Source organism: Koromonas humicola (genome assembly GCF_059726255.1).
On record NZ_AP040873.1, the window covers coordinates 1,895,414 to 1,912,243 of the forward strand.

Sequence of the window (16,830 nt, forward strand, 5' to 3'; positions counted from 1 at the left end):
TTCATCGAGTCGCATCCTACAACGTAAAGGGGGAAAACTATGGGAGTTCTGTCGTGGATTATCGTCGGCTTGATCGCGGGATGGGCAACCGGCAAGCTGATGCAGGGTTCCGGATACGGCGTGATCATGGATATCGTCGTAGGAATCGTCGGAGCACTCGTTGGTGGCTTTATCATGAGGAGCTTGGGCTTCGCTGGCCAAGGTGGAATACTGTACACGACTCTCGTGGCCATCGTAGGCGCCGTGATTCTGACGTGGCTCATTCGCATGATCACTGGAAGGCGCAGTACAAAGCTCTCGAGCGATAAAGACTCAAACATCCGCCGCGCAGCATGACACGCAATAGCACGAGAGGGCCATCTTTAAGAAGCAGCGACGATCGTGCATTCCAGGGATGGCTCTCTTTTACGACCCTTCCCCACTCCATAACACACATCTTCGTGTTCCTCGCCTGCATCGTTCCCGCACTCTCTCTAATCGCATGCACGACCAAAAGCGACAACCCTGCGGCTGTGCGAGAGAAGGCTGCCGTTGCAACCGCAGAAATCAAACGCGACACAAAGGCTATTGCTCAGGGCGTTCGCGAAGGCTGGACGAGAGACAAAACTCTGGATCTAAACACCGCCGGCAAAGAACAGCTTGTCTCTATTCCGGGTATGACGGAGACCACCGCCGACAAGATCATCTCCCATCGCCCTTATACCCGAGTTTCTGAACTGCTGGAGCGCCATGTGGTAAGTAAAGCGGTATACGACAAGATCGAGTATCGCCTCAAAACGCTGAGGAAGCTTGTCAACTGCATCAACTCGCAAGACGTCTATCCCTATCCGGAACATCTCGGGTACACTCGTCGCCGTTGAGATTGTCACCGCACCTGTAGGATGGGTGGATTGCGCCGTCGTCCTTGCACGTCCAAAAGATAACTGCAAACGTTATCTGCCCCCCAACGACGACTAAAGCGGCGATTATCCATATCGTCATAATAGTGGTCAGACGTCTTGCGCATTCGGTTTCGGCGTGCAGAGTTCAAAGCACAATAGACGTGTTTTGCGGACGTACGGCTACAACAATTTTCGCGTGTCAACTCGGGCCGTCTGCGCGCTGGTTCCTGCACATCAGCAGTGTCAGAACACGGATGCCGATATCCGAACGTGGTCTATTGCCAGCTCTGTTTGTGACGCTCCAGCCACCAGCAAGGTGGGTTCAGGGCTGAACCTGCATATTGAGGAAGGGCGGTGAGCGAGCAGCTCTGATCTTTGGTCCCGAGATAGTCGTATTCAACCTTGTTGCCCTTTAATTCAGTCCTGAGATACTGCTCAACCTCAACGCTGGACATGCCTGTACCTCGAGATAAGCGGACCTCGAAAACGATCCAATCTGCGAAATAAAACAGCACCAAGCCGATAACGAAGTATGCGGCCATTCTTACAAGCTGGCGCAACATTTAAGTTTTCCTGTCTATTCTATTTGGCTGGGGATTGTGCCGCAGCGCGCTCTAACTCCGCGAGGTCTAGTTTCTTCATCTTCAGCATCGCTTCCATCGCTTTGGGGTTCTATATGAGGTCAGGCAGATGCGTTGGCACTATTGCCAGAACAGGCCGAACTTATCCTTAAGCCATCCACATTGCACCTCGCTTCCGCCTGCCGACAGCTTCGTCCAGTATTCGTCCACTTCCGCCTGAGAGTCACGGCGCACGACAAAGGAGACAGCTTCATTGAACTTAAACATCGAGCCGCCATTGATTGCAGTAAACTTCTGCCCATCAAGTGCGAATGCGATGGTGAGAGTTGTTCCCGGTTCGCTTCCGGTCTCTGCAGTACTTCTTACCTCTTCCAGGCGCCGCGAGTTTTTGAAGATGCTCAAATAGAATTCGACAGCCTCTTCGGCGCGGGAGTCGAACCAAAGGAATAGGGATATTCGTGAAAATTCATCGAGTGCGCTCAGCGGATTCACAGCGTCTTACGCCATCCAGTATAGCCCTGCGTCATGACGGGGCAGCATACAACGCACAGAGTACTCTGAACACCTAAGTGATTAGGCTATCTTGCAGCGATCCCCTGCTTAGCCAAAATCACAGTGCTGGCCCAAAAGAAAAAGCCGAAGTTCCATGCATCCCCGTTCATCCTGTGTCTTTGCAGCGTACTAGCATTCGCTGCTCCTGTGACAGGTGCATCACCAGTCCATAAGGTCAGCGTTCTTACGCAGCGATACGACAATGCACGAACAGGCGCCAATCTATCTGAGACTGTTCTGAATGCCTCGAATGTACATTCGAAGAGCTTTGGAAAACTCTTTTCGATAGCGGTGGACGGCAATGTGTTTGCCCAACCCTTGGTGGTGTCAAATCTCGAACTCAAGTCCGGAGTAGTTCGAGATATGCTTTACGTCGCCACCGAGAAGAATAACGTTTATGGACTCGACGCAAACACTGGCGAACAAGTCTGGGCGCGAAATCTCGGCCATTCTGTAACAGCGCTCGACATTACGTTGTTTGGACGCGGTCCACTTCAAATGGGCAATAGCTGGAATTACAAGGATCTCTATCCAGACATTGGAATAACCTCCACACCTGCGATTGATATCGCAACCGAGACGATTTTTGTGGTTGCGAAAACAAAGCAGGAGTCATCTTCAGTTCCGACCTACCGTTATCGTCTGCACGCTCTTCATCTCAAAACTGGAGCTGATGTGCAAGCTCCGGTCGAGATAGAAGGCCGAGTTCACGGCACCGCATCAGATGCGCGTAACGGGTACGTCACTTTCAATGCCTTTCTGCAACTTAACCGGCCCGGACTGCTGCTTTCGCACGGCTATTTATATGTCGCGTTCGGATCACACGGGGATGCTGGCCCGTTCCACGGTTGGATATTTCGCTACGATGAAAGCTCGATCAGTGATTCGCCTGTTATCTTTTGCTCCACCCCTGATCGTGATGATGAATTGGCGACAGAATTTGCGGACCGCGAAACGTATGAATGGAATAGGGGCGGCATATGGCAGTCTGGCGCAGGATTGGCCGCTGACGAAACTGGCGCCATTTACCTCGCGACCGGTGATGGAGCATGGAATGGCAAGCGCAACTTCAGCGACAGTTTCCTTAAGCTAAACAGAAACCTCGAAGTCCTGGATTGGTTTACGCCGTGGAACCACAAGGATCTCGACACTCAGGATCTGGACATCGGCTCAACCGGAGTTGTCTTGCTCCCTTCGCGATTATTAGTCGGAGGCGGCAAAGAAGGTAAGCTCTACGTGCTCGCTGCCAATCATCTCGGAACACTGAGCGCGACAGTGCAAGCCGAAAAGGATCAGGTGGTGCAGGAACTGCAGGTTACTACATTGCCTCTGAATGCACCGAAGGCTTGCAGCAACTGTTATCACCACCTGCATGCGGCTCCGGTAATCTGGCCTGCGCAGGACGGTTTAAGGATGTACATCTGGCCAGAGATGGAGACGCTGAAGTCGTTCAGGTTGGCGAACGGCAGATTCTCGCGAGAGGGCGAGAGTCGCACGTCTGCTCCGCTCCCCCTGCCTGGAATGGAAACATCAATGCCCGGGGGAATCCTCGCCCTGTCATCGGACGCAACGAAGGTTGGCTCTGCCATCATTTGGGCGTCTATGCCGCTGAAAGAGAATGCAAACAGGCAGAATGTTCCTGGCATTTTGCGTGCCTTCGACGCGACCAATCTGAACCGCGAACTTTGGAACAGCGAAATGGATGTGGCCGACAGACTGGGATACTTCGCTAAGTACTGCCCGCCAACTGTCGCCAACGGGAAGGTCTATATGGCAACGTTCGCGCCAGAAACGGGCTATCCAGCCGCAATGCAAACAGGACCCGCACAGATCGTAGTTTACGGGCTATCCGGAAAGAATGGACAAAAGCGCGCAACTGAGGTGCAGACCTCAGTGAAGACGCACGGCTTCCTATCCACGCAGTTGATCGGGACTACGACGAGCGCGTATTATCTCGGAACTCGGCGCCGGTATATAGTGGCGCCATTCTTCTTGAATGTGGAGTAGCTATGAAAGGCTGGGAGCGAGTAAGTTTCGCGTTTCGCTGCTTCTTTTCCATACTATTTGATGGTGAAATTCCAGCGGACATTGCAGATCAGGTTTGTGGAGCGAGCGCTTCAAAACCGAAAGAACAGGACTCGCCCATTCCGACTGCCGCGCCACCTAGAGAATCGAATGCTCCGGATTACGATCGAGCAGTTCAGATGCTCGCCCTTTTGCAGCGCGAGGGGCGGCTCATCGATTTTCTCTCCGAAAACATTTCGCCGTACCCCGATGCCCAGCTCGGTGCCGCTGTTCGCAGTATCCATGACACATGCCGGCAGGTGATCGAGCAATACGTCAAGCTTGAGCCAGTTCTGAATTCTGAAGAAGGCAAGCCTGTCGCAGTAGACTCCAGTTTCGACGCGGCTGCCATCAAAGTTGTTGGGAACGTCGCTGCCAGGCCTCCAATTCACGGGATACTGCGACACAAAGGCTGGCGAGTCAAAGAACTAAATCTGCCTCAACTGCCGCAGGGCTCTGGACGGATGATTGTCGCGCCTGCAGAGATTGAGCTCCCGTGATTCTGTTTTGGGTTTGGAAGGAAAGGACAATCTAAAGTGGCTGCCAAGTTCACCGTTGGCATCGACCTGGGCACTACAAATTCGGCATTGGCGTATTGCGATACAAGCACACCAGATGAGAACGGCACAATTGCAGTTCACGCGATTCCGCAGCTTGTAAATCCCAATGAAGTTACCAATCGCACGTTGCTTCCATCTTTCTTGTACATCCCCGGAGAACTCGACTTCCCGAAAGGTAGCATTGCACTCCCATGGCAAGCGGAACCGCCGTTCCTCATCGGGGAGTTAGCACGCAAGCGTGGTGCTGAAAGCCCGAACAGGCTTGTTGCTTCGGCAAAGTCTTGGCTTTCGTACGCCGGAGTGGATCGCAGTGCGCCGATCCTTCCGTGGCAAGCGCCGGATGAAGTGCCTAAGATTTCTCCGCTAGATGCCTCGTCGCAATATCTTCAATACCTGCATACAGTGTGGCTTCAAGGAGCTGTATCCAACGGTGAACCACTTTCTGGGCACGATGTACTGCTCACGGTCCCTGCATCCTTCGATGAGGAAGCGCGAGAACTGACGAGGCGTGCAGCCGAGCAGGCAGGCTTCGCCCAAGTAACCTTGCTTGAAGAGCCTCAAGCCGCGTTCTATGCCTGGCTTGAAAGTCAGGGCGAGAATTGGCGCGACCGAATCAAGCCGGGCGATTTGGTTCTAGTTTGCGACATTGGCGGTGGCACGACGGACTTCAGTCTGATTCTTGTATCGGAGGACCAAGGCGAACTTGTGCTGAAACGTGTTGCGGTGGGTGATCACATTTTGCTCGGCGGCGACAACATGGATTTGATGTTGGCACGCATGCTGCAACAAAGGCTCACCGAGTCCGGATACCATATTGACACTTGGCAATTGCACGGTCTGTGGCACCAAAGCCGCATCGCGAAGGAGAACCTCTTCGAGTCTCCGGAGCTTGATACCTTCCCGATCACGCTACTAGGTAAAGGGTCGAAGCTCATAGGCGGAACGATAAAGACGGAGCTTGCACGTACTGATCTTGATACAGTTTTGATTGAAGGCTTCTTCCCGAGAGTTTCAAGCGATGAGATGCCGATGCGACAACGCCGTGTCGGATTCCAGGAACTAGGTCTACCCTACGCAGCCGATGCTGCCATTACGAAACATCTAGCCAGATTCTTGTCCGAGCAAGCGCGCATGAGCCCTGAAGCTCAAGACATTCGCCGCGGGCGAAATGGAATGGCCTGTCCTACCCACCTGCTATTTAATGGCGGGGTAATGAAGGCGTCCATTCTGAGGAATCGCATAGTTGATGTACTCAATCGCTGGTTAGATGCCGAGGGATTCGAAGTTCTGCAACCGGAGAACATCCTCCAAGGACCAGATCTGGAGCATGCGGTTGCGCGCGGTGCTGCGTATTACGGCAGAGCTCGTCGGGGCCACGGAGTTCGCATTCGCAGTGGAGCCTCGAGAACCTACTACATCGGAATTGAAAGCGCGATGCCAGCAATACCTGGCATGGAAGCGCCAATAAAGGCCCTCTGCGTAGTTCCCTTTGGAATGGAAGAGGGCACTGAAGCCATGATTCCAAATCGCGAGTTTGGACTTGTTGTAGGTGAACCTGCCGAGTTTCGCTTCTTAAGCTCAACTATCAGGAAGCTGGACCAAGTCGGAACCCTACTGGAAGACTGGGGAAGCGACATCGAAGAACTCAGTCCCATGGAGGTCACTCTGCGAATGGACGGGCAGCAAGGTACGGTAGTACCAGTGCGCCTTGAGACTCGCATCAACGAACTCGGTACGCTGGAGATCTGGTGCGTCTCCCGAGATGGCTCGCAGCGTTGGAAACTAGAGCTGAACATTCGAGAAAAGACCCCAAGGTAAACCCGAATGGCCTCCCGATACGTCATCGGAATTGATCTTGGGACTACAAACTCTGTACTTGCGTACATCGATACGCACGAGGACACAGGACGTTCTGCAGCCATTCACGTCTTCCCTATTCCTCAATTGGTGGCACAAGGCGAGGTCCGAGCGCTAGCGTCTCTACCCTCATTTCTGTACTTTCCGACCGAAGCTGAAACATCAACTGGGGCGGTGAGTGCCACCTGGGATGAAGATCCCCCGATGGTGACGGGCCTGCTCGCGCGCGAACACGGGGCGTTAGTTCCAAGCCGCCAAGTCTCCTCAGCAAAATCATGGTTGTCGAATGCCGCCGTTAGTCGTCGCGCAAAAATCCTTCCGTCCCAAGCTGAACCCCCACAGCCGATGATCTCTCCCGTCGAAGCATCCACACGCTATCTCATGCACATGCGCGACGCGTGGAATGGTGCGATGAATCGCGATGCGACAGGCCGCTTTGAGAAGCAGGAAATAGTCCTCACCGTCCCCGCATCTTTCGATGAAGAAGCACGTGAACTGACAGTAGAGGCTGCGCACGCCACGGGGATCATCCATCTCACGCTTCTAGAAGAACCTATTGCCGCCTTCTACTCCTGGATCGAAGCGCAGGCTGGCACGTCGAAGCAAATCAAAGATGGCGACCTGGTGCTCATCTGCGATATCGGTGGTGGCACATCCGACTTCAGTCTTGTTCGTGCGTATGACCTGAATGGAGAAATCCGATTCGAAAGAACTGCTATAGGTGAGCACCTATTGCTTGGCGGAGACAATCTTGACCTGGCACTAGCGCGACATGTCGAGCACAAGTTCGAAGGCCTTCGACTCACCATGCGACAGCGTTATGCTCTTCGATCACTATGTTCCGCCGCAAAAGAACGATTGCTTGGAGATGATTCTCTACAGCGCCTACCGATAACACTCCTAGGCAGTGGCAGCTCGGTCGTAGGGCAAGCTCAGAGTGTCGAGCTAGCTAAGAACGAACTTCTTGAGATTCTGCTCAATGGTTTTTTGCCTTTAACAGATCCGAATGACATGCCAGTTCAGACTCGCTTGATCGGCCTGCGAGAGCTGGCTCTGCCGTATGCTGCGGACCCTGCTATCACAAAACATCTCGCTGCCTTTCTGCGGCAATCAGTTGCCGCGACAGCCTCCGGCGCGGAGCAACGTCTTATTCGTCCGAATGCTGTGCTCTTTAATGGCGGGTTCTGCATACCTGAAGTTGTACGTAGCCGGATTGTGCAGGCAGTTACACGCTGGTTTCACGACACCTCTACTGAGTCGCGTCTAATAGTTCTCGACAACCCGCAAGCGGAAAGCGCTGTGGCTCGGGGCGCAGCCTACTATGGAAGCGTTCGCCGCGGCGCTGGCCAACGCATTCGAGTTGGGAGTGCAAGGAGCTACTACATTGGTGAAGAGAACGCTTCGGGACTAAAGGCAACTTGCATTCTTCCTGCGGAAGTTGAAGCTGGCACAACACTTCCACCACTGAATCGAGAGTTCTCTGTCCTCGCCAACCGCCCAGTCTCGTTTAGGCTCTACAGCTCTCTTACGCAGCACGGCACACTTGGGCAGGAGGTGTGGCTTGACCCACGCTCGACACATCGCCACGCTCCGCTCGTGGCCGTACTGCGGTACGGAAAGAAGTTGCGGGAACTCCAATTAGCCATTCGCCTTCGGGCCAGCCTTACTGAAGTCGGAACGCTCGAACTCTGGTGCGAGTCGCGCGATTCCTCGCACCGCTGGCGTTTGCAGTTTGAACTCCGTGGGGACAACGCCGAAACAACACCGACCAAGCGGACCAGCACGAATGCAGACCTCGCGACGATCTCTGAGTCAGCAATTGATCCCGCTATTGCACTCATTCGAAGCACATTTGCCCCGCCCTCAAAAGGTGACCCGACGTACGTGGTAGCGGAACTGGAAACAGTGCTCGAACAAAAGAGAGAGGGGTGGGATGTTTCAATACTTCGCAGGCTGACTGACACTTTGCTGGAGAACATGGAACACCGGAGCATGTCGCACAAGCACGAGGTGCGCTGGCTAAGTTTGACGGGCTTTTGTCTCCGACCTGGATTCGGAGCCCCCGGTGATTCCTCGCGGATTCGCAGACTGCAAGACATAGCTGCAAATCCGCCGATCTTTCGAAACGAGCTGCAGCGCCAGATTGAACGACTGGTGATGTTACGCAGAGTCGCAGGTGGGCTGAGCTCGAGCACGCAACAAGCTCTCTACCGTCAACTAGCAACCGAAGCTGATACCAAACCTACTCGACGAAACCGGCAACTCGAATATGAGCATTGGAGACTGCTGGCTAGCCTAGAGCATCTTCCTGGGCGGACTCGCGCTGCACTTGCTAAGACGGTTCTTGCAAAGCTTGTCGCAGACCCACACGATGCCATCTGGATTTGGTGCCTCGGCCGACTTGGGGCCCGCATTCCTCTCTATGGACCAATGCATTCTGTCGTTCCAGCCGAAACGACTACCCAATGGATAAACACTCTTCTCAAGATGAACAACCAGCTCCCAGCAAACGCATATCTCAATGCGGCGGTTGCACTCGCCCGCGTGTGCGACGACGCATCACGCGATCTCGATCTTGACGTTCGTACGCGAATGAGCGAACAACTGAAGCGAATGGGAGGATCAGACGAGCAGCTCCTTCCTCTCGCAACGTACGTGCCTCCGGACCGCTCTGATGCCACGAATAGCTTTGGTGAGCCACTCCCGATCGGCCTAGAGCTGGTTAGCTCATCACGCTGCCTCCTGTCACTCCCCGCCCTTCAGGATTGGGGTCCTGACACTTCGAAGTTCGCTTAGCCAATGTCAAGCAGCTCTTTCAAGGAACTCACCGCGCACCTGCTTCACGCCAGGGGGGAACCGAACGGTGACGTTTCTGCCATTGATTTCGACGACTTCCCCACTGCCAAACTTCTTATGTTTGACATGTTCTCCAATGTTGAATGAATTGAGTGCAGCTGCTCTTAGGGATGTCGGAGCCTTTCCAATCGGCGAGGTTGAGTCGAAGGCTACGGCGCAGAACTCGCCTGGATGCGGAGCAATATGAGAATCGGGTTTCGAGGCTTCACTCGTCGATGCAGCAGATTTGCAGTTGTCACAATGCCCACAGTGCTCGGTTGGCAACTCCTCAGTGTCATTGAAGTAGTTTCGTAGAAAAGCAGTTCGACACCTTGCAGTCTCTGCATAATCCATCATTGCACGCAGACGGTCCCGATCAGAGTTAGCCAGTTGCTCGTGCTCGCATAGAAACAGGTCTAGCTCGTCGCTGTCGGCAAAGTCACGCCTCTTTGTGATCAGCCGATTCTTTCGCGCAATGATGCCAGTGGCTTCGAGTTGTGCAACGATGACCTTCACCTTTCGCTCCGGCAAGTCCGATGCGGTTACCAAATCGGCCAGTTTCACTTCGCCGCCATTCTGCTGCGACATTGCCTGAAGTGTCTGATAGACCTTGAGTGAGTGCTCCCTGCGAGGATACTTGCCGCCGAGAAAGTAACCCTGTATGCGCCGATCTTCCAGACGATACAGGAGCGCACATTGCGCTTGCTCTCCATCGCGTCCTGCCCTTCCAGCCTCTTGGTAATAACTCTCCAGCGAGTCAGGGAAATTGTAGTGTGCGACGAATCGAATATTGCTCTTGTCGATTCCTAATCCAAACGCCTTGGTAGCAACGATCACCTTCAACTCATCGTTCATGAAGCGTTGCTGTGTCTGCTCCCGATCTCTAATCTTGCACTTGCCGTGGTATATCCCCACGTTCACACCTTCTTGTTTAAGCCACTTGCAGAGTTCATTCGCGAGTCGCACGGTCGCGGTATAGACGATACCTACGCCATCGCTCTCCTCCACGAGTTTGCGCACTCTGGCCCGCTTAGCTTCGCCATTGACGGTTCGGAATACCTCGAAGAATAGATTCGGGCGTTCGAGCCCGGTGTTGATGATGACTGGCCGCGTCATCCCAAGTTGTTTAACTATGTCTTCAGCTATTTGCGGTGGCGCGGTGGCTGTAAGCGCAAGAACTGGAGGATGCCCCAAGGCTTCTATGGCATCGCGCAGAGCCAGATATGCTGGACGGAAGTCGTGTCCCCATTGCGAAATGCAATGTGCCTCATCAACAACAAAGAGTGAAACGCCTGTTCTTCTCAGCAGGTCGAGATAGTCCGGGTTTTCCAGTCGCTCAGGCGTGACATAAACAAGATCGTGCTCGTTGGCAAGTATCTCCCCGATTGCCTCGTTTGTCTCAGTCTTGGTCAAAGTCGAATTGAGGGTCGCGGCTCCGATCTCTGCAGCTTCGGCCTTCTCTTGTTGATCTTGCATTAGTGCAATGAGCGGAGATACAACAACCGTTGTCTTTGGCGTAAACAATGCCGGAAGCTGATAGGTGAGTGACTTTCCGGCTCCCGTCGGCATAATCAGGAATGTGTCATATCCATTCAGAACTGCCTCGATCGCCTCGCGCTGACCTGGACGAAAGCTCTCGACTCCGAATCGGTCCGCGGCCTCGCGATGAAGTCGCGACCAGCTGACGCTTACTTCTCTTCTTTTGGAATTCGATTTCTGTGGCATGAGTGAACTTCGTTAGATGCGTGGTATTTGAACTTTAGCCAGCATCCAACTCCTCATGCCTAGATCGCGCAAGCAAGCGACAGACACAATTGCGGACGGTGCCGTGCCTGCAACCAGTCTCGATGCGGAATTCCCTACCCTCGACCTTCCTATTCAGCCACCGTTCCCGCCCATGGAAGCCAAGAACGTCAGCGACATTCCTCCTGGATCAGAATGGCAGTACGAGCCTAAGTGGGACGGCTTTCGTTGTCTTGCTTTCCGCGATGGACAGCAGGTGGTGCTTCAATCAAAATCGGGCCAACCACTCACGCGATACTTTCCTGAGTTGGTAAATGCGTTGCTTCAACTCGAGGCCACACGCTTCGTCGTAGATGGAGAGATTGTCGTCTTCCGCGATGGTCGCCTCTCATTTCAGGACCTTCTGACGCGAATTCACCCGGCCAACAGTCGCATCGAGAAGCTTTCGAAGGAAACACCCTGCTCATATTTGCTGTTTGATATCCTTGTCGACCACCAAGGAACGCCAATGCTCGACCTTGCTCTTAAAGAGCGACGCGAGCACCTCTTACAGTTCGTTAGCCGATTTGCCGATTCGTCACTTCTGAAGCTCTCGGCTGCTACGACGGAGCTTTCGACTGCTCGCCGCTGGTTTGCCGAGCTTGCGGTATCTGGCTGTGACGGTGTGGTCGCAAAGCGTCTTCTGGACAGCTACAAGTCGGGTGAGCGCGCAATGCTGAAGGTGAAACGCATTCGCTCCGTCGATTGTGTTGTCGGCGGATTTCGATTCGCAAGCAAAGGCGAGGTCGTTGGCTCACTGTTGCTCGGACTGTATGACCAGAGCGGCCTACTTCATCACGTTGGCTTCACATCGAGCTTCAACGGTGCTCAACGCGCACAGCTTATGGACTTACTGAAGCCGTATCTGGGCGGATCGGGATTCACAGGAAATGCGCCGGGTGGGCCTAGTCGATGGAGCACAGAGCGTAGCGGTCAATGGGAGCGGCTCGCACCTACTTTAGTCGCAGAAGTAAGCTTCGATCACTTTTCAGGCGGGAGATTTCGCCACGGTACCAAGTTTCTTCGCTGGCGTCCGGAAAAGCGTCCTGAGGAATGCACGCTTGAACAGGTTCAGACGCCAGCGACGAGCAGAGGTTCAGTTGATGACCTGTTGGTGGCCTAAGATAAGCTCCGGCTCACGCCGCTAGAGGATCTTCCTCGCTCTGTTGATTCCTCTTCTGGCGATCACCCGGGTCCTGGTCTTGCATGTCGGCTTCAGCGTCCGCATCACTATCGCGGTCGCGTTTGTACTCTCCAGTGTCCTTGAGAAGTTCGTTTTCCCCTTGTCTCTCCATACTGTACTCCGGTGTTTGTCCAGCCTCGGCCATTCCTGCGTCAAATGACTTGTTCATGGGATCCTGAAAACGGTGGTCGAGCTGCGCATCCATTTTCGCCATATTGGTTTCAGCTACATCTTCGGGCCTGTCTACTTCCACGGCCCCTTTCCCCGAATCAGCGTCTTCAGGTTGTCTAAAAGTCATCATGCTAAAGATGGTGCTCCGCGCTGGCACGTTGCCACGCGTAAATGGATGATAGGCAAGCCTCTGTCACGTCTCGATTCACTCGCATCCAATCAACAGGCAGCTTTGAACCGGCGTACTAGAAGCCGTTCTCAGCGATTCAGGGACAAATAGCGCTCAATAAGCACTATTCGCCCACGTGACAGTCGAGATTGGAATTCGAGATGAAGCTACACGTATCGTGCTACGAAGGATGGAAAGCGGAAGAGTACCCAACACGCTTTAGTCTGGATCAACACGAGTACCAGGTCGAAGAGGTTGTTGATCAGTGGTATGGCCCGGACAAATCCTTCTACAAAGTGCGAGCCAATGACGGCAACGTCTACATACTTTCGAAGCAACACTGCGTGCCCGAAGGCGTATGGGAGCTTGTTTCTTATCGACAATCCACGAAGTGACACTCAGTGGAAATCAAGGTCTTGCTCCGACATAGTCACCCGAGCCACTGTGGATTCTGATACGTGCCATCGAAGTGGTGCGAAGTCTTATACAGCTCATACTGACCTGATTGCGCCACCTTGGCGGTTTTCGAGAGCAGTTCTGCAACTTCCTTCTCAGACATAGGGTTGAAGCCTCTTGCCGCATCTAGCGCTTGCTGTAGAATTTGCATCGAGTCGCAACCCGTAATCACGACGCTCGTAGGCAAGTTCATGGCGTAGTGAAGACACTCAACCGGGGTTACAGTCTTACTCTGCAGAATGATGCTGTCGCCCATCGACTTCATTGCCAGCACACCGATGTTCTTCTGCCGCAATGCTGGGAGCACCTTGCCCTCAAAGCTGCTGAAGTGATGGTCCATTACATTCAGCGGCATTTGGACGGCATCGAACACAAACCTATGTTTGTCCGCAACGGACAGCATTTTCAGATGAACTTCAGGGCTCTTGTGCCCCGTAAAGCCTATGTACCGGACCTTCCCCGCTTTCTTGGCCTCAAGTACCGCCTCCATTCCTCCACCGGGGGCGAAGATCCGATCGGGATCGTTGTCCCGAATCACTTCGTGAAACTGTAGAAGGTCGATGTGATCTGTTTGCAAACGCTTCAGAGATTCTTCGAGTTGGTTCGAAGCGGACGTCTTATTCCGCCCGTCGATCTTTGTCATCACGAACGCTTTCTTTCTATAACCAGATTCATGAAGCGCCCGTCCGAGTCTGATCTCGCTTTCGCCTCCGTTGTAGTCCCAGCAATTGTCAAAGAAGTTGATCCCTTGTGCAGCTCTCGATGTGTTTTAATTCAGGGGACATTCATCATCAGCGCCACGTTAGTGGCAATTATCTGCTTGGAGCAGCGATGGCATACGTTCGTTCCTTTTGCTTTCGTCGTACGGTAATCCTCTATTTGACCCTGCTGTGCGCATCAGTTTGTATGTTCGCGCAGACCACGCACGGAACCACCATCAACGATAAAGAAGTGAACGCCCGGGTCGAGGCGCTCCTCACACAAATGACGCTGCGCGAGAAGATCGGGCAACTTACGCAACTTGGCGCTGGAGATGGCGGCGAATTTGGCAAGCCCGAGGACCACATACGTGCAGGCGAAGCTGGCTCGGTCCTTTGGACAGTGGATCCCGTATTCATCAATAAACTTCAGAAAATTGCAGTCGAGGAGAGCCGCCTCAAGATTCCACTTCTGTTTGGTTACGACGTCATTCACGGGTACAACAACACATTTCCCAATCCGCTAGGTATGGCCGCATCGTGGGATCCCGCGCTAGTGGAGAGGTCCCAGGGAATCGCCGCAAAAGAAGCCGCTGCAGCCGGAGTCAACTGGAGTTTTGGCCCAATGGTCGACATTGCTCGCGACGCACGGTGGGGGCGCATGATCGAGGGTGCCGGTGAAGATCCATATCTCGGAGCCGCTATGGCCCGTGCGCAGGTGCTCGGTTTTCAAGGCCCACAATTGGGAACTCCCAATCATGTACTGGCGAGCGTTAAGCATTTTGCCGGATACGGCGCGGCTGAAGGCGGGCGTGACTACGACGGCGTGTACATCCCCGAGATGCAGTTCCGCAATGTGTACCTTCCCCCCTTTCAGGCTGCAGTAGATGCTGGAGTCGGCACTGTCATGAGCGCCTACATGGATTTTAATGATGTACCAGCGAGCGGAAATCGCTGGCTCTTGCACGACGTCCTTCGTCAGGATATGCGATTCAAGGGATTCGTAATCAGCGACGCATTTGCTGTCTTTAGCCTTGTCGCGCATGGTTACGCGCGCGACGTTGAGGATGCTGCCTACCGGGGACTCAACGCCGGTGTAGACATGGATATGGGCTCGCAGACCTACCTCAGGAATTTCGAAAAGCTCGTTCAGAACGGCAAGATTCCGATGTCCGTGATCGACGACTCGGTACGTAATGTCCTCGCCGTCAAAGTGCGAATGGGGTTATTCGAACATCCGTATGGCGACCTCGCGAATATGAAGGCAATCCAGAACGATCCCGAGCATCGCAAAGCTACCCGCGAGGCTGCTCAACGTTCAATGGTTCTGCTGCGCAATGCGGACAACATGCTCCCGCTGAAGAACGACATCAAATCCATCGCAGTTGTGGGGCCAATGGCGGACGCAGCGCGTGACATGCTCGGATCCTGGACAGTGAACGGATGCGCCCCGGGAGTCACCGTGCTTCAAGGTATCAAGGCTAAGCTTCCAAACGCCCGCGTCGAGTACGCCAAGGGCGGCGACATGCAACGCAAGTATCAACAGATATTTGAATTGTTCGAGGGTAAGCCAGAAGAGCCGCGTCTAAATCAGGCCGAGATCAAGAAGATGCAAGACGAAGCCGTTGAGACAGTCCAGAAGGCTGATCTGGCGGTTGTAGTTCTTGGAGAAAAGCCCAACATGAGCGGTGAGGCCGCTTCACGTGCGAGCCTCACGCTTCCAGGCAATCAGCAGCAACTGCTCGAAGCCGTGGTCGCCACAGGCAAACCCATGATTCTCGTCATCATGGCCGGACGTCCGCTGGATATTACTTGGGCGTCCGAACATGTTCCCGCAATCTTGAATGCATGGTTCCCCGGAACTGAGGGCGGAAATGCGGTTGCCGATGTACTCTTTGGCGACGTGAATCCCGGTGGCAAGCTGCCGGTATCTTGGCCGCGCACCGTCGGACAACTCCCAATGCACTACTCCAAGAATCTCACTCAGCTACCCGAAACAGCGCCGCAGTATCGCTCGTTCTATTGGGATGAATCCACTGCGCCACTGTACCCGTTTGGTTTTGGTCTAAGCTACACCAGCTTCGAAACTTCTGGGCTAACTCTCAGTAAGCCGTCGATCAAACCTGAAGAGCCATTGCAGGTTTCGGTTGATGTTAAGAATAGGGGCAAGCTGGCTGGAGACGACGTAGTGCAACTCTACATTCACCAACGTGCCGGCTCCGCTTCTCGGCCTGTTCGTCAACTCAAGGGCTTCCAGCGCGTGTCGCTTGCACCCGGCGAGAAGAAGACACTTACATTCACGCTCGGAAAAGAAGAGCTGAAGTTCTGGAGCCCAGAGACAAAGGACTGGGTGGTCGAAACCGAGAAGTTTGATGTCTGGATAGGAGACGACTCCAGGGCCAGCCTTCATTCTGAATTCCAAGTTGTCAAATAGGTTCAATAACGAAGGGCGAAAGAGGGCCCAGGTTCATCCTGGGCCCTTCTCATTTACGTGCTTCTTTCAACATGCAACATGCGTGACATTAGTCATAGGCACTGCCTAAAGATCTTATGTAACTTGATACCAGGCATTCCAAATGGGGGACACTCGCGCACGCTAAGCGAAGCGCGTCCCCAATGCGCACAGAGAGGTGTACTGCCATGGCCAAGATCCCACTTCATCCGCAACATCCGGAACGCGTCTGTTGGGGTTGTGAGAAATATTGCCCAGCCGACAATCTCTGTTGCGGGAACGGCACCGTCCGTACGCAGCATCCCGCCGAACTCTTTGGCGAAGACTGGCTTGAGTGGGCAGAGGAACGCGACCAAGCGAGTTCTAATACACAGCTTCCCGTCCTGAAGTAAGCTCCCGTCCCAAAACTCGACTGCACATGGATTAGCCTGACGGCTCCATCGAGGTGAAGTCATTGTACGGCGCCGGGACGTGGCGTTGCAGCTCGAGCTCTTCGGAGAGATAGGCACTGCTCTCACGGAACAACTCGCTGCAGATACACGAACAACTTGTGGACATCGAACCATCCCCGCTTCACATCCTAGCCGTT

The 16,830-nt window shown here is 53.8% G+C and carries 15 protein-coding genes; 10 read left to right on the top strand and 5 right to left on the bottom strand.

Going from position 1 to position 16,830, the window contains the following annotated elements; genetic code table 11:
* Positions 1–39 precede the first annotated feature (39 nt).
* Together AC6IZD_RS08215 and AC6IZD_RS08220 are read left to right on the top strand one after the other, a co-directional pair.
* Positions 40–336, top strand: a complete 297-nt coding sequence (locus tag AC6IZD_RS08215; RefSeq protein ID WP_497787204.1) for a GlsB/YeaQ/YmgE family stress response membrane protein — start codon at positions 40–42, stop codon at positions 334–336.
* Positions 333–860: a ComEA family DNA-binding protein gene (locus tag AC6IZD_RS08220; protein WP_497787205.1), complete on the top strand. Its 528-nt coding sequence runs from the start codon at positions 333–335 to the stop codon at positions 858–860. The genes AC6IZD_RS08215 and AC6IZD_RS08220 overlap by 4 nt, the downstream gene beginning before the upstream one ends.
* Before the next feature lie 296 nt (positions 861–1,156).
* Here the strand turns inward: AC6IZD_RS08220 and AC6IZD_RS08225 are convergent, their stop codons facing one another.
* Both AC6IZD_RS08225 and AC6IZD_RS08230 read right to left on the bottom strand, forming a co-directional pair.
* The gene (locus tag AC6IZD_RS08225; RefSeq protein ID WP_497787206.1) at positions 1,157–1,444 is read right to left on the bottom strand and encodes a hypothetical protein; all 288 of its coding nucleotides are present in this window, start codon (positions 1,442–1,444) and stop codon (positions 1,157–1,159) included.
* A 138-nt stretch (positions 1,445–1,582) separates the two neighbouring features.
* Positions 1,583–1,864, bottom strand: coding sequence for a VOC family protein (locus AC6IZD_RS08230; RefSeq protein ID WP_497787207.1), 282 nt, complete (start codon positions 1,862–1,864; stop codon positions 1,583–1,585).
* A 513-nt stretch (positions 1,865–2,377) separates the two neighbouring features.
* Here AC6IZD_RS08230 and AC6IZD_RS08235 point away from each other — a divergent pair.
* The 4 genes from AC6IZD_RS08235 to AC6IZD_RS08250 are packed head-to-tail and all read left to right on the top strand — an operon-like array spanning position 2,378 to position 9,291.
* Positions 2,378–4,021, top strand: a complete 1,644-nt coding sequence (locus AC6IZD_RS08235; protein WP_497787208.1) for a hypothetical protein — start codon at positions 2,378–2,380, stop codon at positions 4,019–4,021.
* 2 nt (positions 4,022–4,023) lie between these two features.
* The gene (locus AC6IZD_RS08240; protein WP_497787209.1) at positions 4,024–4,578 is read left to right on the top strand and encodes a DUF2760 domain-containing protein; all 555 of its coding nucleotides are present in this window, start codon (positions 4,024–4,026) and stop codon (positions 4,576–4,578) included.
* A 36-nt stretch (positions 4,579–4,614) separates the two neighbouring features.
* On the top strand, positions 4,615–6,456 hold the full coding sequence (locus AC6IZD_RS08245; RefSeq protein ID WP_497787210.1) for an Hsp70 family protein: 1,842 nt from the start codon (positions 4,615–4,617) through the stop codon (positions 6,454–6,456).
* Between the two features lie 6 nt (positions 6,457–6,462).
* Positions 6,463–9,291 carry a hsp70 family protein gene (locus AC6IZD_RS08250; RefSeq protein WP_497787211.1) on the top strand — a complete coding sequence of 943 codons (2,829 nt, stop codon included), beginning with the start codon at positions 6,463–6,465 and terminating at the stop codon, positions 9,289–9,291.
* A 6-nt stretch (positions 9,292–9,297) separates the two neighbouring features.
* Here the strand turns inward: AC6IZD_RS08250 and AC6IZD_RS08255 are convergent, their stop codons facing one another.
* Positions 9,298–11,055 (bottom strand): RecQ family ATP-dependent DNA helicase, encoded by a 1,758-nt coding sequence (locus AC6IZD_RS08255; RefSeq protein ID WP_497787212.1) that lies wholly within the window; start codon positions 11,053–11,055, stop codon positions 9,298–9,300.
* A 55-nt stretch (positions 11,056–11,110) separates the two neighbouring features.
* Here AC6IZD_RS08255 and AC6IZD_RS08260 point away from each other — a divergent pair, with 55 nt between their 5' ends.
* Complete coding sequence (locus AC6IZD_RS08260; RefSeq protein ID WP_497787213.1) at positions 11,111–12,235, top strand: ATP-dependent DNA ligase; 1,125 nt, start codon at positions 11,111–11,113, stop codon at positions 12,233–12,235.
* Between the two features lie 13 nt (positions 12,236–12,248).
* Here the strand turns inward: AC6IZD_RS08260 and AC6IZD_RS08265 are convergent, their stop codons facing one another.
* Positions 12,249–12,596, bottom strand: coding sequence for a hypothetical protein (locus AC6IZD_RS08265; RefSeq protein WP_497787214.1), 348 nt, complete (start codon positions 12,594–12,596; stop codon positions 12,249–12,251).
* A 200-nt stretch (positions 12,597–12,796) separates the two neighbouring features.
* Here AC6IZD_RS08265 and AC6IZD_RS08270 point away from each other — a divergent pair, with 200 nt between their 5' ends.
* Positions 12,797–13,030: a hypothetical protein gene (locus tag AC6IZD_RS08270; RefSeq protein ID WP_497787215.1), complete on the top strand. Its 234-nt coding sequence runs from the start codon at positions 12,797–12,799 to the stop codon at positions 13,028–13,030.
* Positions 13,031–13,065: 35 nt separating this feature from the next.
* Here AC6IZD_RS08270 and AC6IZD_RS08275 read toward each other — a convergent pair whose 3' ends face one another.
* Positions 13,066–13,836 carry an aldo/keto reductase gene (locus tag AC6IZD_RS08275; protein ID WP_497787567.1) on the bottom strand — a complete coding sequence of 257 codons (771 nt, stop codon included), beginning with the start codon at positions 13,834–13,836 and terminating at the stop codon, positions 13,066–13,068.
* Between the two features lie 86 nt (positions 13,837–13,922).
* Here AC6IZD_RS08275 and bglX point away from each other — a divergent pair, with 86 nt between their 5' ends.
* Together bglX and AC6IZD_RS08285 are read left to right on the top strand one after the other, a co-directional pair.
* Entirely contained in the window at positions 13,923–16,223 is a 2,301-nt protein-coding gene (gene bglX, locus AC6IZD_RS08280) for a beta-glucosidase BglX (RefSeq protein WP_497787216.1), read from the top strand.
* A 206-nt stretch (positions 16,224–16,429) separates the two neighbouring features.
* On the top strand, positions 16,430–16,633 hold the full coding sequence (locus tag AC6IZD_RS08285; RefSeq protein WP_497787217.1) for a DUF3079 domain-containing protein: 204 nt from the start codon (positions 16,430–16,432) through the stop codon (positions 16,631–16,633).
* The last annotated feature ends 197 nt before the right edge of the window (positions 16,634–16,830 follow it).